10 protein-coding genes are annotated in these 22495 nt (G+C 72.3%); 7 read left to right on the top strand and 3 right to left on the bottom strand.

Features of this window, described 5'->3' with window-relative positions:
• Positions 1 to 73 precede the first annotated feature (73 nt).
• On the top strand, positions 74 to 3829 hold the full coding sequence (locus ACIQMX_RS24075; protein ID WP_402480961.1) for a S8 family serine peptidase: 3756 nt from the start codon (positions 74 to 76) through the stop codon (positions 3827 to 3829).
• 55 nt (positions 3830 to 3884) lie between these two features.
• Here ACIQMX_RS24075 and ACIQMX_RS24070 read toward each other — a convergent pair whose 3' ends face one another.
• The 3 genes from ACIQMX_RS24070 to ACIQMX_RS24060 all read right to left on the bottom strand — a co-directional run bounded on the left by ACIQMX_RS24070 (position 3885) and on the right by ACIQMX_RS24060 (position 8154).
• Positions 3885 to 5270 carry an MFS transporter gene (locus ACIQMX_RS24070; protein ID WP_363073655.1) on the bottom strand — a complete coding sequence of 462 codons (1386 nt, stop codon included), beginning with the start codon at positions 5268 to 5270 and terminating at the stop codon, positions 3885 to 3887.
• 136 nt (positions 5271 to 5406) lie between these two features.
• A complete protein-coding gene (locus ACIQMX_RS24065; protein ID WP_363073657.1) occupies positions 5407 to 7071 on the bottom strand; it encodes an amidohydrolase in 1665 nt (554 codons plus the stop codon).
• Positions 7072 to 7254: 183 nt separating this feature from the next.
• Positions 7255 to 8154 (bottom strand): Lrp/AsnC family transcriptional regulator, encoded by a 900-nt coding sequence (locus ACIQMX_RS24060; protein ID WP_363073659.1) that lies wholly within the window; start codon positions 8152 to 8154, stop codon positions 7255 to 7257.
• 211 nt (positions 8155 to 8365) lie between these two features.
• On the opposite strand from ACIQMX_RS24060, the gene ACIQMX_RS24055 reads away from it, so the two are divergent.
• The 6 genes from ACIQMX_RS24055 to ACIQMX_RS24030 all read left to right on the top strand — a co-directional run bounded on the left by ACIQMX_RS24055 (position 8366) and on the right by ACIQMX_RS24030 (position 22445).
• Positions 8366 to 9367 (top strand): C-terminal binding protein, encoded by a 1002-nt coding sequence (locus ACIQMX_RS24055; protein ID WP_363073661.1) that lies wholly within the window; start codon positions 8366 to 8368, stop codon positions 9365 to 9367.
• Positions 9364 to 10152 (top strand): class II aldolase/adducin family protein, encoded by a 789-nt coding sequence (locus ACIQMX_RS24050; protein WP_363073663.1) that lies wholly within the window; start codon positions 9364 to 9366, stop codon positions 10150 to 10152. The genes ACIQMX_RS24055 and ACIQMX_RS24050 overlap by 4 nt, the downstream gene beginning before the upstream one ends.
• Before the next feature lie 177 nt (positions 10153 to 10329).
• Positions 10330 to 13629, top strand: a complete 3300-nt coding sequence (locus ACIQMX_RS24045) for a S8 family serine peptidase (protein ID WP_402480956.1) — start codon at positions 10330 to 10332, stop codon at positions 13627 to 13629.
• Between the two features lie 254 nt (positions 13630 to 13883).
• Positions 13884 to 14741, top strand: a complete 858-nt coding sequence (locus tag ACIQMX_RS24040) for a helix-turn-helix transcriptional regulator (protein ID WP_363073667.1) — start codon at positions 13884 to 13886, stop codon at positions 14739 to 14741.
• A gap of 148 nt (positions 14742 to 14889) precedes the next feature.
• Complete coding sequence (locus ACIQMX_RS24035) at positions 14890 to 18633, top strand: S8 family serine peptidase (protein WP_402480952.1); 3744 nt, start codon at positions 14890 to 14892, stop codon at positions 18631 to 18633.
• 296 nt (positions 18634 to 18929) lie between these two features.
• Positions 18930 to 22445 carry a S8 family serine peptidase gene (locus tag ACIQMX_RS24030; protein ID WP_363073671.1) on the top strand — a complete coding sequence of 1172 codons (3516 nt, stop codon included), beginning with the start codon at positions 18930 to 18932 and terminating at the stop codon, positions 22443 to 22445.
• The last annotated feature ends 50 nt before the right edge of the window (positions 22446 to 22495 follow it).

The following is a 22495-nucleotide window of genomic DNA, read 5'->3' as shown; positions in this document are numbered from 1 at the left end:
CGAACGCCCCCATGAGGCACCGGAATTGGTGACGCTTCTGGTTCAGCGCCCTTTCGACCAGGAGTTGTTCCCTGTGAGACGCATCAGACCATGGCGGACCACCGCCGCCGGGCTCGCGGCCGTTGCCCTGCTGGGCGTCGGTATACCCGCGGCCCAGGCCGGACCCGCCACCACCACACCCGTCACAGGCAGCGGCACCGACACCGCCCGCACCGTGACCGTCACCCTCGTCACCGGTGACGTCGTCGACACCCGGGTCGACCACGACGGCCGGGTCCTCTCGGCATCGCCCCGCCCCGTGGACGGCACCGACCACCCCGCCGCCGTCTGGCAGGACGGCAACCGCACCTACGTGTTCCCGCAGGGCGTCGAGAAGCTCGTCGACGCCGGACTCGTCGACGTGCGCCTCTTCGACATCGGCCGGCTCGTCGCCGACGGCTACGACGACGCCCACTCCGCCACCATGCCGGTGATCGTGGAATACGCCGGGGGCCGCATGCCGCGCACCGCCCGCCCCGGCGTCAGGACGACCGCCGCGCTCGACTCCATCGGCGGCGCCGGACTGTCCGTCACGAAGACGTCCGCCGCCGACGCCTGGAAGGACCTGGCCCCGGCGAAGGACTCGGCCCGTGCGGCCGGCGGCGTCACCAGGATCTGGCTCGACGCCAAGGTCCGGGGGAACGCCGTCGACGCACTCGGCACCCCGACCGTCCCCCTCACCGGAGCCGCCACCGCGCACAAGGCGGGGCTCGACGGGTCCGGCGTCAAGGTCGCCGTCCTGGACACCGGCGTGGACGCCGGCCACCCCGACCTCGCGGGCCGGATCAAGCAGACCAAGGTGTTCGTCCTCAACCAGGACGCCCAGGACCGCACCGGCCACGGCACCCACACCGCGTCCACGATCGCCGGAACGGGCGCCGCCTCCGCCGGCCGGTACGCGGGCATGGCCCCGGGCGCCGACCTCCTCGTCGGCAAGGTGCTCGGCGACGACGGCTCCGGCACCCTCAGCGGCATCGTCAACGGCATGGAGTGGGCCGTCGCCGAAGGTGCCCAGATCGTCTCCATGTCCCTCGGCGCCGACGGCTCCACCAGTTGCACCGGGCCGGATGTCGAAGCCGTCCAGCGGCTCAGCGGCAAGGCCCTGTTCGTCATCGCGGCGGGCAACGCCTCGCTGCGCGGCACCGTCTCCACGCCGGGCTGCGCACCCGGCGCCCTCACCGTCGGCGCCGTCGACCGCAAGAACGAGACGGCGTCCTTCTCCAGCCGCGGACCCTCCGCCGACGGGATCAACGCCAAGCCCGACATCGCCTCCCAGGGCGTCGACGTCGTCGCGGCGCGCGCGGGCGGCCGTGACGCCCAGGCGTACCAGTCGATGTCCGGCACCTCCATGGCCACCCCGCACGTCGCCGGCGGCGCCGCGCTCCTGCTCCAGCAGCACCCCGGGCTGGCTCCCGCCCGCCTCAAGGCGCTGCTCACCTCGTCGGCGAAGGGCACCGACGCACCCGTCCTCGACCAGGGCGCCGGGCCGATGGACGTGGCCCGGGCGACCGCCCAGCCGGTCGTCGGCGACCCCAATCCGCTGCTGGGCGACTTCGCGTACCCGCAGGCCGGACTCGACGCGGTCGACCGAGCGGTCACGCTGACCAACGTCACGGACAAGGACGTCACGCTCACCGTCGCCGTCAGCGACGTCCGCGGTGACGACGGCTCCCGTGTCCGCGGCTTCGCCTCGGCCGCCCGCACCCGGGTCACCGTCCCCGCGAACGGCACCGCCGACGTGCCGGTGCGCATCGACCCCGCGGCCAAGCTCGACGCCGGCGACTACGGCACCCTCACCGGCCGCCTCGTCGGCACGGGCGCGCACGGTGTGCGCGTCACCGTTCCGTTCGGCGTGCACCTGGAGGTGCCGTCCGCCGATCTGACGGTCAAGGGCTTCGACCGGCACGGCGACCCGGCGTCGTCCCTCTCGGCATTCCAGCTGTTCGACGACCACCGCGACACCGCCGGCAGGTACGTCATCGGCTACCCCGAGGCCGGCAGCACCACGATCCGGGTGCCGCTCGGCACCTACTCCCTCAGCGGGATGATCATGACCAGGGACGAGCCGGGCGACATCGGCAGCGTGGCCTCGGTGTCCCAGCTCTACCGGCCGGAGCTCACCGTCTCCGGCGACACCACCGTCACCCTGGACGCCCGCGACGCCGAGCGGGTCGCGTGGGACACCGACCGCGCGAGCCGGCCCAACGGCTTCGCGATGGGCCTGACCTACGCTCTGGGCGACAGCGGCCGGATGCTCGCCGGTTACGCGACCTCGATTCCGTCGTACGTCAAGGAGATCTACGCCCAGCCGGTCCGGCACGCCGACAAGGCCACCTTCCTCGCCTCCGTACGGCAGACCGCGCCGCAGGCCCGGTTCACCACGGGCGGCGGACGGGTCCTGGACTCGCTGCCGGTGCAGAAGGCCACCGAGTTCGACGGCCGGGGCTCTGCCGAGGTCGTCGCGATCGGCAAGGGAACGGACGCCAACTTCGCGGCCCAGGACCTGAAGGGCAAGGTCGCCCTGGTGGACGCCGGGACGGGCGGGGGCAACGCCTACCTGTGGGACACCGCTGCCAGGAAGGCCGGAGCCGCCGGTGTGCTGGCCGCGGTCCCCGACAGCAAGGGCCGCTTCCAGATCACCGGTCCCGACGGGGGAGCGCCGCAGGCCACCATCACCTGGGACGACGCCCTCGCGCTGAAGGCGGAGGCCGGCCCGACGGGTTCGGCGCAGGTGAGCTGGTCCGGCACCGCGACCGCGAACAGCCCGTACGTCTACAACCTGGCGTACACCTCGAAGGACGCGATCCGCCCCGGCATCCAGCGGGTCCGTGACAGCAAGCTCGCCGTCACCGACGCCCGTTACCACGTGCAGCAGGCAACGGGCGACACCACGTACTGGTCCGATGTGAAGGTGGGTCTGCCCGGCATGGCCGCCGTGTGGGCCGGTGGCACGACGCTGCCGCTGCACGCCCCGCAGCAGCGCACCGAGTACTTCACGCCATCCGGCAGCGAAGGGCTGACCTGGACCACGCTGATGCGCCGGGACCTCGGCACGACCAGCGGGACCGCGTACGACGGACCGCGCGCGGCGGTGCGGCAGGGCGCGTCCACGGCGAACTGGTACAAGTCGCCGTACGGCCCCGTGCGCAACACCTACAGCCCCGCGCTGATGAAGCGTGACAGCAACCGGCTCACCATGACCATGGCCCCGTTCGGCGATGCCGGCGGTCATGACTCCACCCTCGGCCGGTTGGACATAGGCACCCTTCAGCTGCTCGTGAACGGTGAGCCGCAGCCCCAGGTCTCGGGCATGTACGAGCTGCCCGTGGAGCAGGCCGACGTGACGGTGCGCAAGACGTGGCGGCGGACCGCCACCGCGATCGACCGCGTCGGGCTGGCCTACGCCACGGAGTGGAACTTCCGCTCCGGCGCCGCCGACCAGGGCGCCCAGCGCCTTCTCGTCCCGGTGCTCGACCTGCCGTCCGATCTGCGTAACTCCCGCCCGGCGGGCGAGGCGACGACGATCGGCCTCGGGGCGGTCGTGGACGGTGCGGACGGTCCGGTCGCCCTGGAGAACGCCCGCGTCGAGTACGCCTACGGCAGTCAGACCACCACGGAGGCGGTCACCGACTGGCACCCGGCACAGACGGAGCGGTCGCACGGGACCTGGCAGGCGGTCGTGCCCGGCGACGCCCCCGCCGGCACCTTCGTCCACCTGCGCGTCACGCTCGCCGACGGGCAGGGCGCGTCGGTAGGCCAGACGATGGTCCGCGCCTACGAGGTCCGCTGAGACACGCCGAGGGGCCGCCCCTTCCGGGACGGCCCCTCGGCGCACGGACATCGGCTCAGGCGTCGACGGCCACCCGCCCGGGTGCGACGGCCGGCGTCTGGGCCGCGACGCGCCGCCGGTGGTACGTGCGCAGTCGCAGCGTGCACCAGATGCCGATGGCGGAGACCACCATCAGCGCGACGGCGGGCGGCCAGTAGGCGCCGCCGGCCAGCGAGGACAGCCACACGGCGGTGACCGGTGCGAAGCCCGCGAAGACCAGGTTGCAGACCTGGTACGAGAGGGAGATCCCGGTGTAGCGGACGTGCGGGGCGAACCCGTCGGCGAGGATCGCGGCCATCGGCCCGTACAGCGCGGACATCACGAACCGCATGGCGAGCATCGTCAGGTAGATCAGCACGACGCTGCCCGTGTTCATGACCATGAACTGCGGAATGGACAGCAGCACCACGCCCGCGAGACCGCCGACGACGACCTTGTGCGCGCCGATCCGGTCGCCGAGCAGGGCCAGGAACGGGGTGACGAGGAGCTCCAGGAACGCGGCGAGGGTGAGGCCGTTGAGCAGCATCGACTCGGACAGATGCCGGTCGTCGGTGCCGTAGGTGAGGAGATAGCTGGTCACCACGTAGTAGCCGCCGGTGGCGGTGGCCAGAGAGAAGACGCCGACCAGGACGGTCTTCCAGTCGTTGCGCAGCACCTCGGCGACGGGCAGCCTGCTCACCGCGCCCTGCTTCTTGGCCCGCCCTGCCGTGTCGCGGTCGCTCTTCCTCTGCTCGGCGTGGATCTCGTCCATCACCGGCGAGTCCTCCAGCTTGGTGCGGACGACCAGGCCGATCACGACGAGGACGGCGGAGGCGAGGAACGGCACGCGCCAGCCCCAGCTGTTGAACGCGTCGTCGCCGAACAGGTTCATCAGACTGAACATGCCGGTCGACAGCAGCGCACCGACGGACGAGCCGAGCTGGGCGAAGGAGCCGAAGAAGGTGGCCCTGCCCTTGGGGGCGTTCTCCACGGCGATGAGCACGGCGCCGCCCCACTCGCCGCCGATCGCCAGACCCTGGATCAGGCGCAGCACGATCAGCAGGATCGGGGAGAGGGCGCCGACCTGCTCGTAGGTGGGCAGCAGACCGATCGCGAACGAGGCGATGCCCATCATCATCAGGGTGATGACCAGGGTCTTCTTACGGCCGACGCGGTCACCGATGTGACCGAAGACGATGCCGCCGAGGGGGCGCAGCAGGAAGCCGACGGCGAAGGTGGCGAAGGCCGAGATCGTCTTCAGGGTCGCCGGCATGTCAGCCGGGAAGAAGACGTCGTCGAAGACGATGGCCGCCGCCGTGGCGAATGCGTAGAAGTCGTACCACTCGATGGATGTTCCGGAAAGGGCGGCGAAGGCCGTCCTGAACGGGCTCTGCGGGGAGCGCTGGGTGGTGCGGTCCGGCACGGGGACCTCCGGGCGGATGAGGACGGTCGGGGACGGGAACTGCTGCGGTGCGGGGGAGCGGCCCCGGAAAGGGCCTGACCCGGCGGCCGGGCCGCGGACGGGATCGTCCGGCCGCCGGGGAGTTCGGGGCGGTGGTTCAGCGGCCCGCGGCGGCCCAGGCGCGGCGGCCGCCGACCCACGTCTCGCGCACACGGATGCCGGTGAGCTCGTCGACGGGCACGGTCAGCGGGTCGGCGTCCAGGACGCAGAAGTCGGCGAGCATGCCGGGAGCGAGCGCGCCGACCGCGTCCTCGCGGTGGAGGGCGGCTGCCGCCGCGCCGGTGTGGGCATGCAGCCCGGCCTCGACCGGCAGGCGCAGCGACTCGTCGCCCAGGACCGTGCCCAGCACGGTGCGCCGGGTCGCGGCGGCGGCCACGGCCTCCAGCGGGGCGGGCGGGGCGACCGGGGCGTCCGAGGAGAAGACGACCGGCACGCCGGCCTGCGAACAGCGGCCCGCGGGGTTGTAGCGGTGTCCCATCTCGCCGATCGCGGTCAGGGTGCCGTCGCCGGTGCGCAGGTGGTGCTGCGGCTGCATGACGGGGATGACGCCGAGCTCGCCCATGCGGTCGATCTGTTCGTCGGTCGGCAGGCCGGAGTGCTCGATGCGGTGACGCATGTCCTCGCGCGGCCGGTCCGCCTGCGCCTTCTCGATCGCGTCGAGCACCATGCCGATGGCGTACGGGGACTGGGCGTGCGTCGCGGTCTGCAGACCGGCGGCGTGCGCGCGGCGGACGATCTGCGCGTACTCCTCGACCGAGTGGTAGAGCTGGCCGTGGTGGCAGCAGTCGGCCGCGTACCCCTCGGGGAAGTAGGCGGTCCAGCCGCCGAGCGTGCCGTCGGCGTAGAACTTCACGCCCTGGATGCGGAACAGGTCGTCGCCGAAGCCGCGCACCGCGCCCAGTTCGAGGGCGGTGTCCAGCAGCGCGGACGTCAGATAGGCGGAGACGCGCATGCGCAGGCTGCCGTCGTCGTGGGCGCGCAGATACGTCTCCATCTCGCGGCGCGAGACCTGGGCGTCGCCGATCGTGGTGACACCGGCGGCGAGGAAGACCTCCTGGGCACGCAGCAGATGGTCGGCCATGATGGCGTCGGGCTCGGAGAGGTGGAAGTTCGGGCCGTGGTTGCCGATCTTCACGCCTGCCGGGCCGGTGAGCATGTCGCAGGCCGCGTCCCACAGCTGGCCGTCGGGCTCCCCGTCCTCGAAGTGGCCGATACTGCCGCCTTCGGGGGACGGGGTGGCGGCGGTGATGCCGCAGGTGCGCAGGGTGTGGGAGTTGACGACGCCGCCGTGGCCGGAGGCGTTCATGGCGTAGACCTCGCGGTCGTCGGCGACGCGGTCCAGGTCGTGGCAGTTCGGGTGGCGGCCCTCGGCCAGGCGGCGGTGCTCGTAGCCGAAGCCGCGGACCGGGACGCCGGCGGGCAGGTCGCGGCCGGCCTCGCGCAACACCTCGACGAGCGTGTCGATGTCCCCGACGCGCTCGGGCCGCAGGTCGACCCAGGCGAGGGCCTGCCCGTACATGACCGGGTGGCAGTGGGCGTCGACGAAGCCGGGGTGGACCAGGCCGCCGTCCAGGACGAGTTCCGTGTCGACGCGGCCCCCGAGTGCCGCGCGGGCCTCCTCGGCGGTGCCGACGTGCACGACGCGGTCACCGCGGACGGCGAGCGCCTCGGCGCGCACCGAGGTGCCCGCAGCGGCCACGGCGGCACCGGTGACGAGCAGCGTGCGCTCGGGGGAATCGGGGGATTCGGACGGACGGGACATGACGGGCCTGCTTTCGACCGGAGAGGTACGGGGGTTGCGTCGACAGACGATTCGACTTGCTGAACCATAGATAGCGAACGACTGATTGACCAGAGGGTCAGTGAAAGAATGTTTGTAACGTCGAATCGCTGAATCGGTTACGGATCGACTGTGTTGAGTGCGGCCGTCCCCTCGGGCGGTCGGTCAGGCCGGGCGGGGTCCCATGCCGTACTGCTCCTTGACCAGCTCCAGATGGAGCCAGCTCTCCACCTCGCGCACCTCCGGCAGCTCCCGCATCTCCTCCAGCGTGGTGCGCACGGCGGTGAACGACTCAGCCGTGACGGTGCCGACCAGCTCCGCGCGCCCCAGGCAGGTCGACAGGAACGTCACTCGCGGGAACGCGGCCACCAGTTCCGCCGCCCGCGCCGCCGCCCCCGCCACCCGCAGGCTGAACCCGCACAAGTAGCCCATGCCCAGTACGTCCGGCCGTACCAGCGCGACCACCTTCGCCACGCCGCCATCCAGCAGTCGCAGGGTGCGCGCGCGGGTGGCGCCGGCCGAGAGGCCGACCCGCCCCGCCAGCTCCGCGAACGGCAGCCGGCCGTCCTGCTCCAGTTCCGCGAGGATCCGCGCGTCCATCTCGTCCTGGAGGGTGACGGTCGGCTCCTCGGCCAGCAGATAGGGGTCCTTCACGTGCCGCGTCGCGATCAGTGGATCCACCACGCGGACGCCGTCCAGTGCCCGGATGTGCTCGACGGTCCGCTCCAGCTCGCCGAATCCCGCCGTACGCAGCTCGGCCATGATCGACCGCCGGCCGCTGGTCAGGGTCACGAAAGGGGCCTGTGGAAGCGTGGCGATCGCGCGGGCGACCGGGGCGGACGCGCCGTTGGTGTCGATGGCCAGGTGTGCGGAGGCGGTGAGGCGATGCACCGCCGGATGGGTGATGGCCACGATGCGCACGGCGCCTGACTCCTGGAGCCGGTGCACCCGCGTCCGGGTCGCCGGCCGGGACAGTCCCACCTGCTGGGCCAGGGTCTCGTAGGTCAGCCGGCCGTCTGTCTGCAGTCCGCGCACGATCGCCAGGTCGGTCTCGTCGAGATCCATGGATGGTCCCCCTCGGTGACGGGTCTGCCCGGTCTTGGTCCGGCCGGGGTCTGCGCTCATTCTCGGCCAGGGCGCCGCCTGCCCCGACGGCGGCTTCGGTGGGGCGTCGGCAACCGACTCGGGCAATCATCCCGTCCGGGCTGGACATCTTCCACAGCTGAAACGTAAGTTTCACTCCCATGAGACAATCGAATCATTCCTGGAGGCTGTAGTGGTCCGCCCTGTGGCCGTGGTCACCGAGACGGAGGAGCTGGACCCGGAGCCGGGTCTCGAGCTCCTCACCGGCGCCGGCTTCGACGCCCGCTTCGTCGGCAGTCGCGACCCGGACGCCATCGCCGCCGCCGCGCACGACGCGGACGCGCTGATCGTCGGATACGCGCGTGTCGACGCGGCCCTCCTGGACCGGCTCCCCGGAGTGCGCATGATCGCCACCATGTCCGCGGGCCACGACATGGTCGACACCGCCGAGGCGGCCCGCCGCGGTCTGTGGGTGTCGAACCTGCCGGACTCGGCCACCGAAGAGGTCGCCGTGCACGCCCTCGCCCAGGCCCTCGCCCTCACCCGGCGCCTCCCGCAGGCCGACGCGGTGGTCCGGGGCGGCCACTGGAACAGCGACTTCACCGAGACGCCGCGCCGTGTGAGCGAACTGACCCTCGGCCTGGTCGGGTTCGGCCGTATCGCCCGCACCCTCGCCCGTATCGCCGCCCCCCTCTTCGGCCGGATCGTCGCCCACGACCCGCACGCCACCGACTGGCCCGACGGCGTGGCGAGCGCCGACCTGGACACGGTGATCGCGCAGGCGGACATCATCTCCCTGCACACCCCGTCGACCCCTCGGACCCGGGGCATGGTGAACGCGCCGCTGCTGGCCCGCATGCGACCCGGCAGCCTCCTGGTGAACGTCTCGCGCGGCGACCTCGTCGACACCGACGCCCTCCTGGCCGCCCTCGACAGCGGCCACATCGGCGGCGCCGCCCTCGACGTCTTCCCCACCGAACCGCCCGCCGCCGACGACCCGTTGCGCCACCACCCCCGGCTGCTGCTCTCCCCGCACAGCGCCTTCCTCTCGGACGCCTCGCTGCGCTCGTACGTCACCGGCCCCGCGCACAATGTCATCGCCTGGTGGACCACCGGACGCCCGAACACCCCGGTCGTCGTCCCCGACCGGCCCGCCACCCCCGCCGCGCCCCGCACACCAGGAGCCCCCGCGTGACCGACCTTCTCACCACCCCCGTCACCACGGACGCCGCTGCCGAGGAGCTGCACCTGCGCCGCGAACTCGCCGCCGTCTACAGGCTGGTCGCGCACTTCCGCATGACCGACCTGATCTTCACGCACATCTCGCAGCGGCTGCCCGGCCCCGGCAACCACTTCCTCATCAATCCCTACGGGCTGCTCTTCGAGGAGATCACGGCCTCCAACCTGGTCAAGATCGACCTCGACGGAAACCCCGTGGAGCCGAGCCCGCACCCGGTCAACCCGGCCGGCTTCGTGATCCACAGCGCGATCCACCGGGCCCGCACCGACGCCCACTGCGTCCTGCATACGCACACGAAGGCGGGCTGCGCCGTCGCCGCCCAGCAGGGTGGCCTGCTGCCGGTCAACCAGATGTCGATGGAGTTCCACAACCGCGTGGGCTACCACGACTACGAGGGAGTAGCCCTCAACCTGGACGAGCAGGAGCGCCTCGTCGCCGACCTGGGCGGCCACCCCGCGCTCATCCTGCGCAACCACGGCCTGCTGACCGTCGGCGACAGCGCCAAGCGGGCGTTCCTGCGCATGTACTACCTGGAGAAGGCCTGCGAGATCCAGGTCACCGCCCAGGCCGCCGGCACCCCGCTCGTCATTCCCTCCGACACGGTCGCCGAGTACACCGCCCAGCAGCTGACCGGAGAGGGCGGGGCGTCCTCGGACTTCGAGGACCACGACGCGTACGACCTGGCCTGGGGCGCCCTGCTGCGCCTCGTGGAGCGGATCGCGCCGGACTACAAGGACTGATCCGGCCGTATGCCACCGGGCCGGGCCGTCGCACGACGGCCCGGCCCTTTCCGTGCCCCGGTGCGGTGGCGGGTCTACGACGCGTCGTCAAGTCGCCACCTCATGAACCCGGTTGACGGGCCCCTGCGCTGCGAGGATGCGACGCGTCCGTTCCGTGAACCTTGGGGGGTTCCCTTCATGCAGGTCAGATCCATCGTCGCCGCCGCCGGTCTGGTGGCAGCGACGCTCATACCCGTCACCGTCGCGCAGGCGGCCGGCCCGCCGGGCCCGGCCGGCACCACCGCCCGGCCCGAGGTGCCCGCCACCTTCACCGTGCCGCTGCCCACCGGCGACACCGTCACGGTCGAACGCTCCGGCACCGCCATCCGCTCGGCCACCGTCAGCCCGGCGCCCGGCCGCGAGGGCGTCTCCTTCACCACCAGTTCCGTGGGAGCGGACGACGTCAGCGTCATCCCCGCGGACGCCGATCCGCTGCTCGCCGCCGGCCGGATCGACCCCCGCCTCTTCGACGTCAAGGCGCTGCTGGACGCCGGTTACGGCACGAAGGGCACCACCGCCGACGGCGGCGTGGGAATGATCGTCCAGCACGCCAAGGGAACCGGTGCGGCCAGGCAGGCCCGCAAGGCGGCCGGCAGCGCGGCCCGCCCCGGCCACACGATCCCCCGCCTGGGCCTGACCTCGCTCGACCCGCACGGCCGCACGGACGCCGCCGCCACCTGGAAGCGCCTCACCGCCGGCACCGGCCGCTCGCTGGCCGGCGGTGCGAACAAGCTCTGGCTCGACGGCCGGATGCACGTCGCCCTGGACAAGAGCGTCCCGCAGATCAACGCCCCGCAGGCCTGGTCCGACGGATACACCGGCAAGGGCGTCACCGTCGCCGTCCTCGACAGCGGCTACGACTCCGACCACCCGGACCTGGCGGGCCGGGTGAGCGTCTCGGCCAACTTCCTCGGCGGCGACACCGCCGAGGACGACAACGGCCACGGCACCCATGTGGCCTCCACCATCGCCGGCGTCGACAGCACCTACCGCGGCGTGGCCCCCGACGCGTCGCTCGCCGTGGGCAAGGTCTGCGACAACACCGGCTCCTGCCCGACCTCGGCGGTTCTGGCCGGCATCGACTGGGCCGTCAACACCGTCCACGCCAAGGTCGTCAACATGAGCCTGGGCGGGCCGGCCGACGAGACGGACCCCGCGATCGCGGCCATCAACGACCTGTCGGCGAGCAGCGGCACGCTGTTCGTCGTCGCCGCCGGCAATGACGGCGAGTACGGCACCGGCACGGTCGGGGCGCCCGCCATCGCCAACGCTACCCTCGCCGTCGGCGCGGTCGACGCCGACGACGAACTCGCCGCGTTCTCCAGCCGAGGCCCGCGACCCAGCGACAACGCGGTCAAGCCCGACATCACGGCACCCGGCGTCAGCATCGTCGCCGCGAAGATGGGCGGCGGCCACACCTCCAAGAGCGGTACGTCGATGGCGACCCCGCACGTGGCGGGCTCCGCCGCGCTCGTCGCCCAGGCGCACCCCGACTGGAACGGCGAACAGATCAAGACGGCGCTCATGAACAGCGCCGAGCCGAACACCAAGCGCTCGCCCTACCAGCAGGGCACCGGCCGGGTCGACGTGGGCACCGCCGTGCGGCAGACGGTCCTCGCCTCCCCGGCGAACCTGACGACGACGGCCGGCTGGTCCGACGGAGCGGGCAAGGACACCGAGCACACCGTCACCTTCACCAACAACGGTGACAGCGCCACGACGCTCGACCTGGCCATCGAGAAGCCGCTCTCGCCCACCGCCCAGCCGGGCAACGCCGGGCAGTTCTCCGTGGACCGCGACCAGGTCACCGTCCCCGCGCACGGCACCGCGACCGCGACCGTCACCACCCGCGCCGCCCTGCTGCCGCACGGCCCGTGGTCCGCGGTCCTCACCGCCTCGCAGGGGGGCACGCCCGTCACCCGCACGATCCTCGCCGTGAACAGCCCCGTGCCCAGTCACCAGGTGACGGTCCACGCCGAGCAGCGCGACGGCACTCCGGCGACCGGCACCGCCCTGCTGGTCAACCGCTGGACCGGCGACCGCTACCCGGTCCGCATCACCGCGGGCACCGCAGCGGTGACCGTGCCGGAGGCCCAGTACTGGGTCGGCATGACGATCACCAGCGGCACCGGCACGGAGCGCACCACCACCATGGCCGCCACCTCCGTCACCCCGATCGATGACACCGCGGTCGACCTCGACGCCCGCACCGCCGTCCCGGTCACCGTCGACGTCCACGACCCGGCCGCCCGTGCCACGGCCGTACAGGCCGCGCTCGCGCTGCCCGCCGGCACCGGGAAGTACACGCTGAGCGTGGTCACCACCGGCGAGCGTGCCGGAAAGTCCCTGTACGCGACGCCGTTCGCCGATGCGGACGCCAAGTACCGTACGTTCGCCGTGTTCGCGGCCAAGGACGCCTCCACCCAGGCACCCAGCCCGTTCTTCTACCACGTGGCACGGACTTGGAACAACGGTGTGCCGGCCGGCCCCGCCTTCTCGGTCCACCGCCGTGACCTGACCGACGTACGCGTCCACCTCAACGCCCAGGGCGCTCCTGGCGCCGGTACCACCGGGGCCACGCCGGACGACGACGCCCTGCTGCCGCTCTTCATCGACCAGCAGGTCCGCTTCCCCTCGATCGTGCGCGACTACCGCACAGCCGGTGAGTGGCTGGACCGGGCCACGATCGCCGGCCGCCAGTCGATCGCGACCTCGGCACAGACCTTCGGCCCGCACGCCCTGCGCCGCCTGGACTTCGCGGCCGCGGTGGTCGGACCGGCGCTGCCCGCCGTGGCCGCCTACCGGGTCGACGACACCGTGGTCTGGGCCGGAACACCGTGGTTCGTCGACGGCGACGGCACCCGCGGCGGCTCCGACTGGGGCGCGACGGGCACGCTCACTCTGGCCAAGGACGGGCAGCAGGTGAGCCAGTGGAGCGCCATCGGCAGCGCCAAGTCCGTCGCGGCCCCGGCCGGTCCGGGCCGGTACACCCTGGACGCGGACCTCACCCGTGACCAGGCCTATGCCGCCCTGTCCACCCGGGTGCAGGCGCAGTGGGCCTTCGATTCGGACACCGACGCAGGGGCCGGCACCGTCCTGCCGCTGATGGCTGTCCGCTTCACCCCGCACGGTCTCGACGAGTCCGGCGGGGCACGGTTCCTCGCCGTGACGCGAGTCGACCTCGCCGTCCAGCGTGTCCCGGGCGCCGCCGAAGCAACCGTCGGCCCCACACGGCTGGAGGTCAGCTGGGACGACGGGGTCACCTGGCACTCCGTCAAGGTGACCGCCGGACAGCATGGTTCGCCGGATCACGCCGATCTGATCGCCCCGCTCCGCGCCTCGTACGCGACCCTGCGTGCCACGGTCACCGCGAGCGATGGCAGCTCGGTGAAGCAGACCGTCACCCGAGCCTTCGAGGTCAACAAGTCGCTCGGCTAGGGTCGTTCGTTGATCTGAACGAGAGGCCCTGGACGGACCTCGGGCGGGCCGGCTCCTTCTGGGGAGTCGGCCCGCTTTCACGTTCGCGGGGGTGGCGAGGATACGACATGACGTACTTTCGCCATCGTCGCTTTCCAGGCGGTGGCGCCCCGCTCAACGGCCAGTAATCCCAAGGTGAACGGGCCCTCCCACCCTTCCGTCGAGCGGATCCGGGCCTCGGTGGGCGGCCGTGGTCGTCGGCGAGACTGAGGCCCATGTCCACGCCCAAGCCCCCGCTCGATCCCGGAAATCCCGCGAGGACCACCGAGGTGCCGGAGCGCGCGTCTCCTCCGCCCGCCCGCGAACCCGCGCACGACGATGAGCCGGCGGACACGGAGGAGAGCTTGCAGGCCGTCTTCCGGCAACTGGGGGAGGACCTGCGGCGCGCCGAGTCGGCCGTGGCCGGCCTCGTCCGGGCCCGGCCCGCGGACGACGGCCTGGTGTACGTGGAGACCGTCGAGGGCCCGGTGGCCCAGGGGCGCAGGATCCTGGAGCTGGAGACCGGCGCCCGGCACACGTTCCAGGCGTTCCTGACCGGACTGAACACCGTCACACCGGTCCCGAGGACCTTGACGTCGCCGGCGGACGCTGCGCCGCCCGGGTTCGACTCCGTCCCGGGCGTCACCTACCAGCTCCTGGTCGACCGCGACTTCCTCGCCGAACCGGCCGCGGTGGCCGCCCTGGAGGAGCGGGTGCGCCGAGGCGAGCAGGTCCGGGTGATCGACAGCCCGCTGCTGAAACTGGCCATCGCCGACGGTGAGGTCGGCATGGTCCAGCTCAGCCAGGAGCGCGCGGTGCTGCTGCGGCAGCCGCTCACCATGCTGGTCACCGAGCTGTTCGCGACCGCCTGGCGGCACTCCCGTCCCTATCTGCGTGAAGTCGCGGAACTCGCTCCGGTCGACCGGCAGATCCTCCAGCTGATGCTTTCCGGCCTCACGGACGCGGCCACCGCCAAACAGTTGGGCACCTCGCCCCGCACCGTCCAGCGCAGGCTGCGGGCGCTCATGGACCTGGCGTCGGTGACGTCCCGGCTCCAGCTCGGCTGGTACGCCATGCGCAACAACTGGATGTGACGGCCGGTCGCGTCCACCGGCTGGCGAGGCGGCGACAGCGCGCACGCTGTCGCACACTCGCCAGCGGTACGCCTTGTCGTGGCGTGCGCGCATCCGCGAGGCTCCGGGGATCTCCCTGCACTTCCCCCGTGTCGACAAGGAGTCCCGCGTGCCCGGATCCAGACGGTTCCCCCTCCTGGCGGCGGCCGCCGCCCTCGCCCTCGGCGTGAGCGGCCTCGGCCAGACGCCAGGCGTGGCCGCCCCGTCCGCCCCCGAAAGTCCCGGCCGAGCAGCGCAGCCCACGGAGCACCAGGTCACGCTCGTCACCGGCGACGTGGTGCGCCTGACCCAGTGGCCGGACGGCCGTCGCTCGGCGATGATCGTCCCCGCCGAGGGCGGCACCGTCCGCCACAACGCCTTCATCAGCGAATCCTCCGACGGCCTGTTCGTCATCCCCGAACAGGCGCGGGAGCTGGTCGACGCGGGCAAGGTCGACGCGCAGCTGTTCAACGTCAGCGCCCTGGTCGAGCAGGGGTACGACGACGCGCGCGCCGCCGACCTGCCCCTGATCGTCTCCTACGGTTCCGGCGCCCGCGCGGCCCGTGCCGCCGTGCCCGACGGCGCCGCGCGCACGCGCACCCTGGCCAGCCTCGGCGCCGCCGCGCTCCGTACGCACAAGAAGCAGGCCCGGACGTTCTGGGACGAGGCGGTGCGCCCCGGAAGCAAGGACGCGAAGACCACGCTCGACGGAGGCATGACCCGGATCTGGCTCGACGCCAAGGTCAAGGCCTCCCTCGACCGGAGTGTCCCGCAGATCGGTGCCCCGGCCGCCTGGCAGGCCGGCTACGACGGTAAGGGCGTGAAGGTCGCCGTGCTCGACAGCGGCATCGACGCGACCCACCCCGACCTGAGCGGCAAGGTCGTCGAGTCCCGCAACTTCACCACCGAGGGCGACGCCGACTCGGTGGTCGACAACAACGGCCACGGCACCCATGTCGCGGACACCGTCGTCGGCAGCGGCGCCGCCTCCGGCGGCAAGTACAAGGGCGTCGCCCCCGGCGCGCAGCTCGTCATCGGCAAGGTGCTCGACAAGAACGGCCAGGGGAGCACGTCCGCCGTCATCGGCGCCATGGAGTGGGCCGCGCACACCGGCGCCAAGGTGATCAGCATGAGCCTGGGCAGCGGCCCCGGCAACGGGGACGACCCCTCCAGCCTGGCCGTCGAACGCCTCACCGCGGAGACCGGGACGCTCTTCGTCATCGCGGCCGGCAACGACGGACCCACCCCGAACACAGTCGCCAACCCCGCCGCCGCGCCCTCCGCCCTCGCCGTCGCGGCCGTCGACCACAACGACGCCACCGCGTCGTTCTCCAGCCGGGGCCCGCTCACCAACGGCACCCTCAAGCCCGACATCGCCGCGCCCGGCGTCGGGATCGTCGCCGCCCGCGCCGCCGGAACCGCCAAGGGCCAGGTCGTCGACGACTACTACACGGCGCTCAGCGGCACCTCCATGGCCACCCCGCACGTGTCGGGCGCCGCGGCGATCCTCGCCCAGGAGCACCCCGACTGGTCGCCGCAGCGGCTGAAGGACGCCCTGATGTCGACCTCCGAGTCCGTGGCGGGCGCCACCGGATACGAGCAGGGCGCGGGACGGGTGGACATCGGCCGGACAACGGCCCGGACGCTCTTCGCGACCGGGTCCGTCGGCTACGGCTCCTTCAAGTACGGTGCGGCGAACGAGCCGGTCGCCCGCACCGTGACCTACCGCAACGACGGCGACACCGCGCGGACCCTCGACCTGTCCGTGCGCGGTGACAACGGGCTCGGCACCCCCCTGCCCGCCGGCATGGTGACCCCGTCCGCCGACTCCGTGACCGTGCCCGCGCACGGCACCGCCGAGGTCACCCTGACCGCGGACCCCGAGGCCGGACCGAGCGGACGCATCAGCGGAACGCTGACCGCCCAGGCGCGCGACGGATCGGGCGCCGTGCACACCGAGTTCGGCCTGGTGAAGGAGGACCGGGTGGTCACCCTCACCGTGCACGCGGTCAACCACGCCGGAAAGGTCGCCTACCGCAACAGCGCTGCGAGCCTCTACAACCTTGACACCGGCGCCCTCACCACCCTTCCCTTCAACGCCAAGGGCGACGTGGTCTTCCGCGTGAAGCCCGGCACGTACAGCATGATGGGCTTCCTCGCCGGCTTCGACGATGCGGGCAAGCAGGTCGTCGACTTCACGCTGGCCGGTGACCCGCAGATGGTCGTCGACAGCGACCGCACGGTCACCCTCGACGGCGCCGCCGCGAAGGAGATCAAGGTCAAGACACCGACCCCGGCCGAGCACCGCGGCCTGATGGTGGGGTACGAACGCTCCAGCGGGTCGCGCTCGGCGACACAGATCGCGCAGCTCGACCAGTACGTGGACCACGTGTACGCGCTGCCGACCGAGAAGACCACCCGGGAGCGGTTCACCCTGTTCACCCAGTGGGTGATGTACACCCCCGAGATCCGCATCGACGCGGTCGGACACGGCGTCGTGCGCAGCCCGGAGTACGTGGTCGGCTCACCGAAGCTGGACGGCGTCTCGCTGCGCCGCGTGGTCCCGGTCGGCACGGCCTCGGCGGCCGACCTCACCGGGGTGGACCTGTCCGGTCGGATCGCGCTGATCCGTGCTTCCACGGACCTGGCGCTCACCGACCAGGTCACGGCCGCGGCGAAGTCGGGTGCGAAGGCGGCGCTCGTGTACAGCACCGCGCCCGGCCGCTTCCTCGCCTCGGCGGGCGCGGCGACGCTGCCCGTCCCCGCGCTCACCCTGGACGCCGGTCCGGGCCAGGAGCTTGCCCAGCAGGCCGCGTCCGGACACCAGGTCCTGCTGATCGCCGCGGAGGCCGAAAGCCGCTACGCGTACGACCTGCTCTTCCCGTGGGACGGGCAGATCCCCGAGGACACCACGCTCAAGGTCGACACGACCACCACCGCCCGGGTCGAGGCCGACTACCACTCCCACACCGAGCACCCCTTCGCCCAGGACCTGCGCTGGGCCTACCGGCCGGGCCAGGCGACCGCCACCTCCTGGAGCACGCCGCGACCGCTGCCCGCACCCATTCACCGCACCGAGTGGGTGTCGGCGAACGGAGTGACGTGGCGCCACCTCGTCTATCTGGACAAGGACTGGGGCAGCCACTACAGCGGCCCGATGACCGACTACAGCCCGGGTCAGGTCGTCAAGGAGGACTGGCTCAAGCAGGTGGCCCGCCCCGCCGTTCCCGAGAACGACCCGGAGTACATCCCGGTGCGCGGTCCCGCCACGATGAACCTGGCCATCACCCCGTGGACCGACTCGGAGGCCGTTCACGACGGCGTGTACTCGTACGCCACCGACACGTTCTCCACGCAGCTCTCCGCACACGGCGAGGTGCTGGCGAAGCGCATCACGGCCGTCGGTTCGTTCCCCGCTCCGTACGCCGAGCCGACCGAGTACACGCTGACCATGGACAGCGCCCGAACCGCCGACTACTGGAAGATGTCCACGCGTACCCACTCCGAATGGCGCTTCACCTCGGCCCGCCCGGAGTCCGGGACCGCTCCGCTGCCGCTGCTCCAGCTCTACTACGACCTGCCGCTCGACCTGCTCAACCGGGCTCCCGCAGGTGAGAGGTTCAGCTTCGCGGTACGCACCGAGGAACCCGGCACGGCAGGCCCCGTCAGGGCGCGGACGATGACCGCCGAGGTGTCGTACGACGACGGGGCCACCTGGCGGAAGGCGTCGGTGTCCGGTGGCGCCGACGGCCGGTTCACCGTGTCCACCCGCCATCCCGAGGGGGCCGGATACGTGTCGCTGCGGATCGGTGCGCAGGACGCCGACGGCAACTCCGTCCAGCAGACCATCACCCGGGCGTACGCCGTGAAATGACGGGAACCGGCCCGCCCCGCCGGGTGCCCCCGGACGCCGCCGCGTCCGGGGGCACCCGGCGTTTCGGACAGTGCGCTCCGCCCGTCCGGACGGTCGGTTGGCGAGTGGTCGCCATGTCGCCAACTCGCCAGCCCTGAGCGCCCGGTGACGCGGTGTGCCGCTCCCATACTGCTGTGTGGTCACCACCGCGCGATCATCTCGCGGCCCTCGTGCGGATTTCCTGTGAAGGAGAGTGCGTGTTGAGGCAAGTCCCCCCACGACGGCGCGCCGTCGTCGCAGCCCTGGTCTCTGGTGTCATGAGCCTGCCATTGATGGGGGTGCTGCCCGCGTCGGCGGCCGCCCCGCCCGAGCCGAGCCTGTACGCACAGAAGACGGCCGGCGCGGTCCGCGACCAGCTCGACGCCGAGGACCGGGTCACCTTCTGGGTCCAGCTCGGTGAGCAGGCCGACACCACCGCCGCGCGCAGGGAGAAGAAGAAGGCCGATCGGGGCCGCGCCGTCATCGCGGCCAAGAAGGCCGAAGCCGGCCGGAGCCAGGCCGCACTCGTCTCCCTGCTCAAGAAGGCCGGCGCGCCCTACACGTCGTACTGGATCGCCAACACGCTCAAGGTGACCGGCGACAAGGACCTCGCCCGGAAGATCGCCGCACGCTCCGAAGTCACCGCCATCGAGGAGGACGAACCGCTCGTCCTCCCGCACGCCACCACCGGCGGCCGGGTGAACACGGTCGAGGGCGTGGAGTGGAACATCGACCGGATCGGCGCCCCCAAGGTCTGGAACGACCTGGGCAAGCACGGCGAGGGCATCGTCGTCGCCAACATCGACTCCGGAGTCGACTACCGTCACCCCGCACTGGCCGGAAGCTACCGGGGCCACCGCGCCGACGGCACGTACGACCACAGCTACAACTGGTACGACCCCGCCGACGACTGCACCGGCGACAGCCCCTGCGACAACGACGGGCACGGCACCCACACCATGGGCACCATGGCCGGCGACGACGGCACCGGCAACGCCGTCGGCGTGGCCCCCGGAGCGACCTGGATCGCCGCGAAGGCCTGCGAGAGGGACGCCTGCCCGCGCGACGCGCTGCTCGCCGCCGGACAGTGGATCCTCGCCCCGACCGACATGACCGGCGCCAACCCCCGACCCGACCTGGCCCCGGACATCGTCAACAACTCCTGGGGCTCCACGACGCTCGACCTCTGGTACAAGGCCACCGTCCAGGCGTGGCGCGACGCCGGCATCTTCGCCTCCTTCTCCAACGGCAACTCCGGCCCGAACTGTGTGACGAGCGGCTCTCCCGGCGGCTACGACAACGCCTACTCCTCCGGCGCCTTCGACAGCAACGGCGACATCGCCGACTTCTCCTCGCGCGGCGCCGGCGAGGGCAGCGGCATCAAGCCCGACCTGGCCGCACCAGGCGTCGACATCCGCTCCGCCTGGCCGGGCGGCGGCTACCAGTCCCTCAACGGCACGTCGATGGCCGCCCCGCACACCGCCGCCACCGTCGCCCTGATGTGGTCCGCCTCGCCCGACATCCGCGGCAACATCGAGGAGACGGAACGTCTGCTCGACAGCACCGCCGTCGACACCTTCGACCCGAGCTGCGGCGGGACGGCGGCCAACAACAACGTCTGGGGCGAGGGCAAGCTGGACGCCTACGCGGCCGTGATGTCCACCCCGCGCGGCCCGCTCGGCGCGCTGACCGGCACCGTCACCGCCGACGGCATGCCCCTCGCCGGGGCGACCGTGCGCCTGGACGGCCCCATGCAGGCGAGCGTCCGCACCGCCGACGACGGCACCTACGCCCTCGGCAAGACGATGGCCGGCGACTACACCGTGTCCGTCTCGCAGTACGGCTACCTCACCGACACAGCCGCCGTCACCGTCGTCGCCAACGGCACGGTGACCCGGAACGCCGACCTGAAGACCGCGCCCACCGGCACGGTGACCGGCACCGTACGCGTCAAGGGCGGCCCCGAGGCGGGCGCCGGGCTCGCGGTGTCCGACACACCCGTCTCCCTGACGACGGGCGACGACGGCGCGTACACCCTCCACCTGCCCGTCGGCACGTACCAGGTGGCCGTCACCCCCGGTGACAAGTGCGCCAAGGCCGTGGCGTTCCAGATCACGGTCGAGGACGGCACGAGCAGCAAGGACCTCGACCTGCCCGTACGCACGGACGGTTACGGCACCACCTGCCAGGTCGTCGCCGGTGCCGCCTACCCGACCGGCGCGACCAAGCTGCCGCTCAGCGGGGCATCGGGCAGCGCCCCCGTCGAACTGCCCTTCCCCGTCGCCCTGTACGGCCACACGTACACCTCGGCCAACGTCACGGTCGAAGGCGTCCTCGCCTTCGGACCCAGCAGCACGACCAACATCAACGAGGAACTGCCGTTCACCGGCACCCCGAACGGCGCCCTCTACCCGTTCTGGGACAACTTCCTGATGGACTCCTCCTCCGGCGTCTACACCGCGTTCCGGGGCACCGCGCCGCATCGTGAACTCGTCGTCGAGTGGCGCAACATGCTCCTCAGCGACAACAAGCCCCAGCGCGTGAGCTTCGCCGCCGTCATGAACGAGGACGGCACCTACACCTTCCACTACAAGGACATCGAGGGCGGCGCCGCCGAACGCGGCTCCAGCGCCACCGTCGGAGCCGAGAACCACGACGGCACCGACGCCTTCCAGTACTCCTGCAACGAGACCGCCCTGCGCGACGGCATGACCATCGCGTTCCGGCCCGAGCGGACCGCGTCCGTCGCCGGCACGGTCACCGACGCCAACGACGGGAAGGCCCTCGCCGGAGCCGGCGTGACCGTCAGCCGCGACGGGGCGACGGTGGGCACCGGCACCTCGGGCGCCGACGGCCAGTACCTCGTACAGGTCCCGGCCAAGGACGCCGGCGCGTACGAGATCCGCGTCGACGCACCCCACTACGAGGCCGCCACCCGCACGGCGACGCTCGGCGGCGCCGAGGTCTCGCGCGCCGACACCGCCCTGCGCACCGGCCGGGTGACCGCGTCCCCCGACGACGGCTGGCAGCTCGTCGTCCCGGCGGGGGAGCGGCGCACCCGCACCTTCGCCCTCGCCAACTCCGGGCTCGCCGCCGACTACACCGTCGCGGAGAAGGACGGCGCAGGCTGGCTGACGGCCGACCCGGCGGCCGGCCGGCTCGCCACCGACGCCACGCAGAAGGTGACCGTCACCTTCGACGCCTCGGGCGCCACGCCCGGCTCCGTCCTGCGCGGCACCCTCCGGGTGGCGTCCGAGAGCGGCCGTGCGCCGGTCCTCGACATCCCCGTCACCGTCGCCGTGCCCGCCTACCGCACCGCGATCGACGCGGGGTCCGGCGCCGCGGGACCGGTGGCCGACTCCGCCGGTGACCTCTGGGCCCCGGACCGGGCCTACACCGAGGGCTCGTACGGCTACCTCGGCCGCACCGGCACCGTCACCACCCGTAAGCCCATCGCCGGCACCGACGACCAGGCGCTGTACTCCAGCGCCGCGAAGGGTGCCTACGAGTACCGCTTCGACGGTCTCCCGGACGGCACCTACCAGGTGGAGCTCGGCTTCGCCGAGCTGAGCAACACCCAGCCCGGCAAGCGGGTGTTCGACGTCCTCGCCGAAGGCGTCCAGGAACTCCCGGACGTCGACATCGCCCTGGAGGCGGGCGGCACCTTCCGCGCACTGGCCCGGACGTTCACCGTCCACGTCGGAGACGGACAGCTCAACCTGCGGTTCGCGAGCCCCGCCGACCAGCCGCTCGTCAACTCCATCCGCGTCACCCACCGGCCCGACCTGGGCTGACCCCGAACCCCTGCACGGGTGCGGACGGCCTCCGAGCCCGGTCCGCACCC

The organism is Streptomyces sp. NPDC091416 (assembly GCF_044756845.1).
Classification (GTDB): domain Bacteria; phylum Actinomycetota; class Actinomycetes; order Streptomycetales; family Streptomycetaceae; genus Streptomyces.
This window is presented reverse-complemented; position numbering and strand designations above follow the sequence as displayed.

Excerpts from the sequence above, each read along its gene's own strand:
- ACIQMX_RS24065 (WP_363073657.1), bottom strand. The coding sequence starts at position 7,071 with ATGTCCCGTCCGTCCGAATCCCCCGATTCCCCCGAGCGCACGCTGCTC.
- ACIQMX_RS24060 (WP_363073659.1), bottom strand. The coding sequence starts at position 8,154 with ATGGATCTCGACGAGACCGACCTGGCGATCGTGCGCGGACTGCAGACA.
- ACIQMX_RS24045 (WP_402480956.1), top strand. The coding sequence starts at position 10,330 with ATGCAGGTCAGATCCATCGTCGCCGCCGCCGGTCTGGTGGCAGCGACG.
- ACIQMX_RS24040 (WP_363073667.1), top strand. The coding sequence starts at position 13,884 with ATGTCCACGCCCAAGCCCCCGCTCGATCCCGGAAATCCCGCGAGGACC.
- ACIQMX_RS24030 (WP_363073671.1), top strand. The coding sequence starts at position 18,930 with ATGAGCCTGCCATTGATGGGGGTGCTGCCCGCGTCGGCGGCCGCCCCG.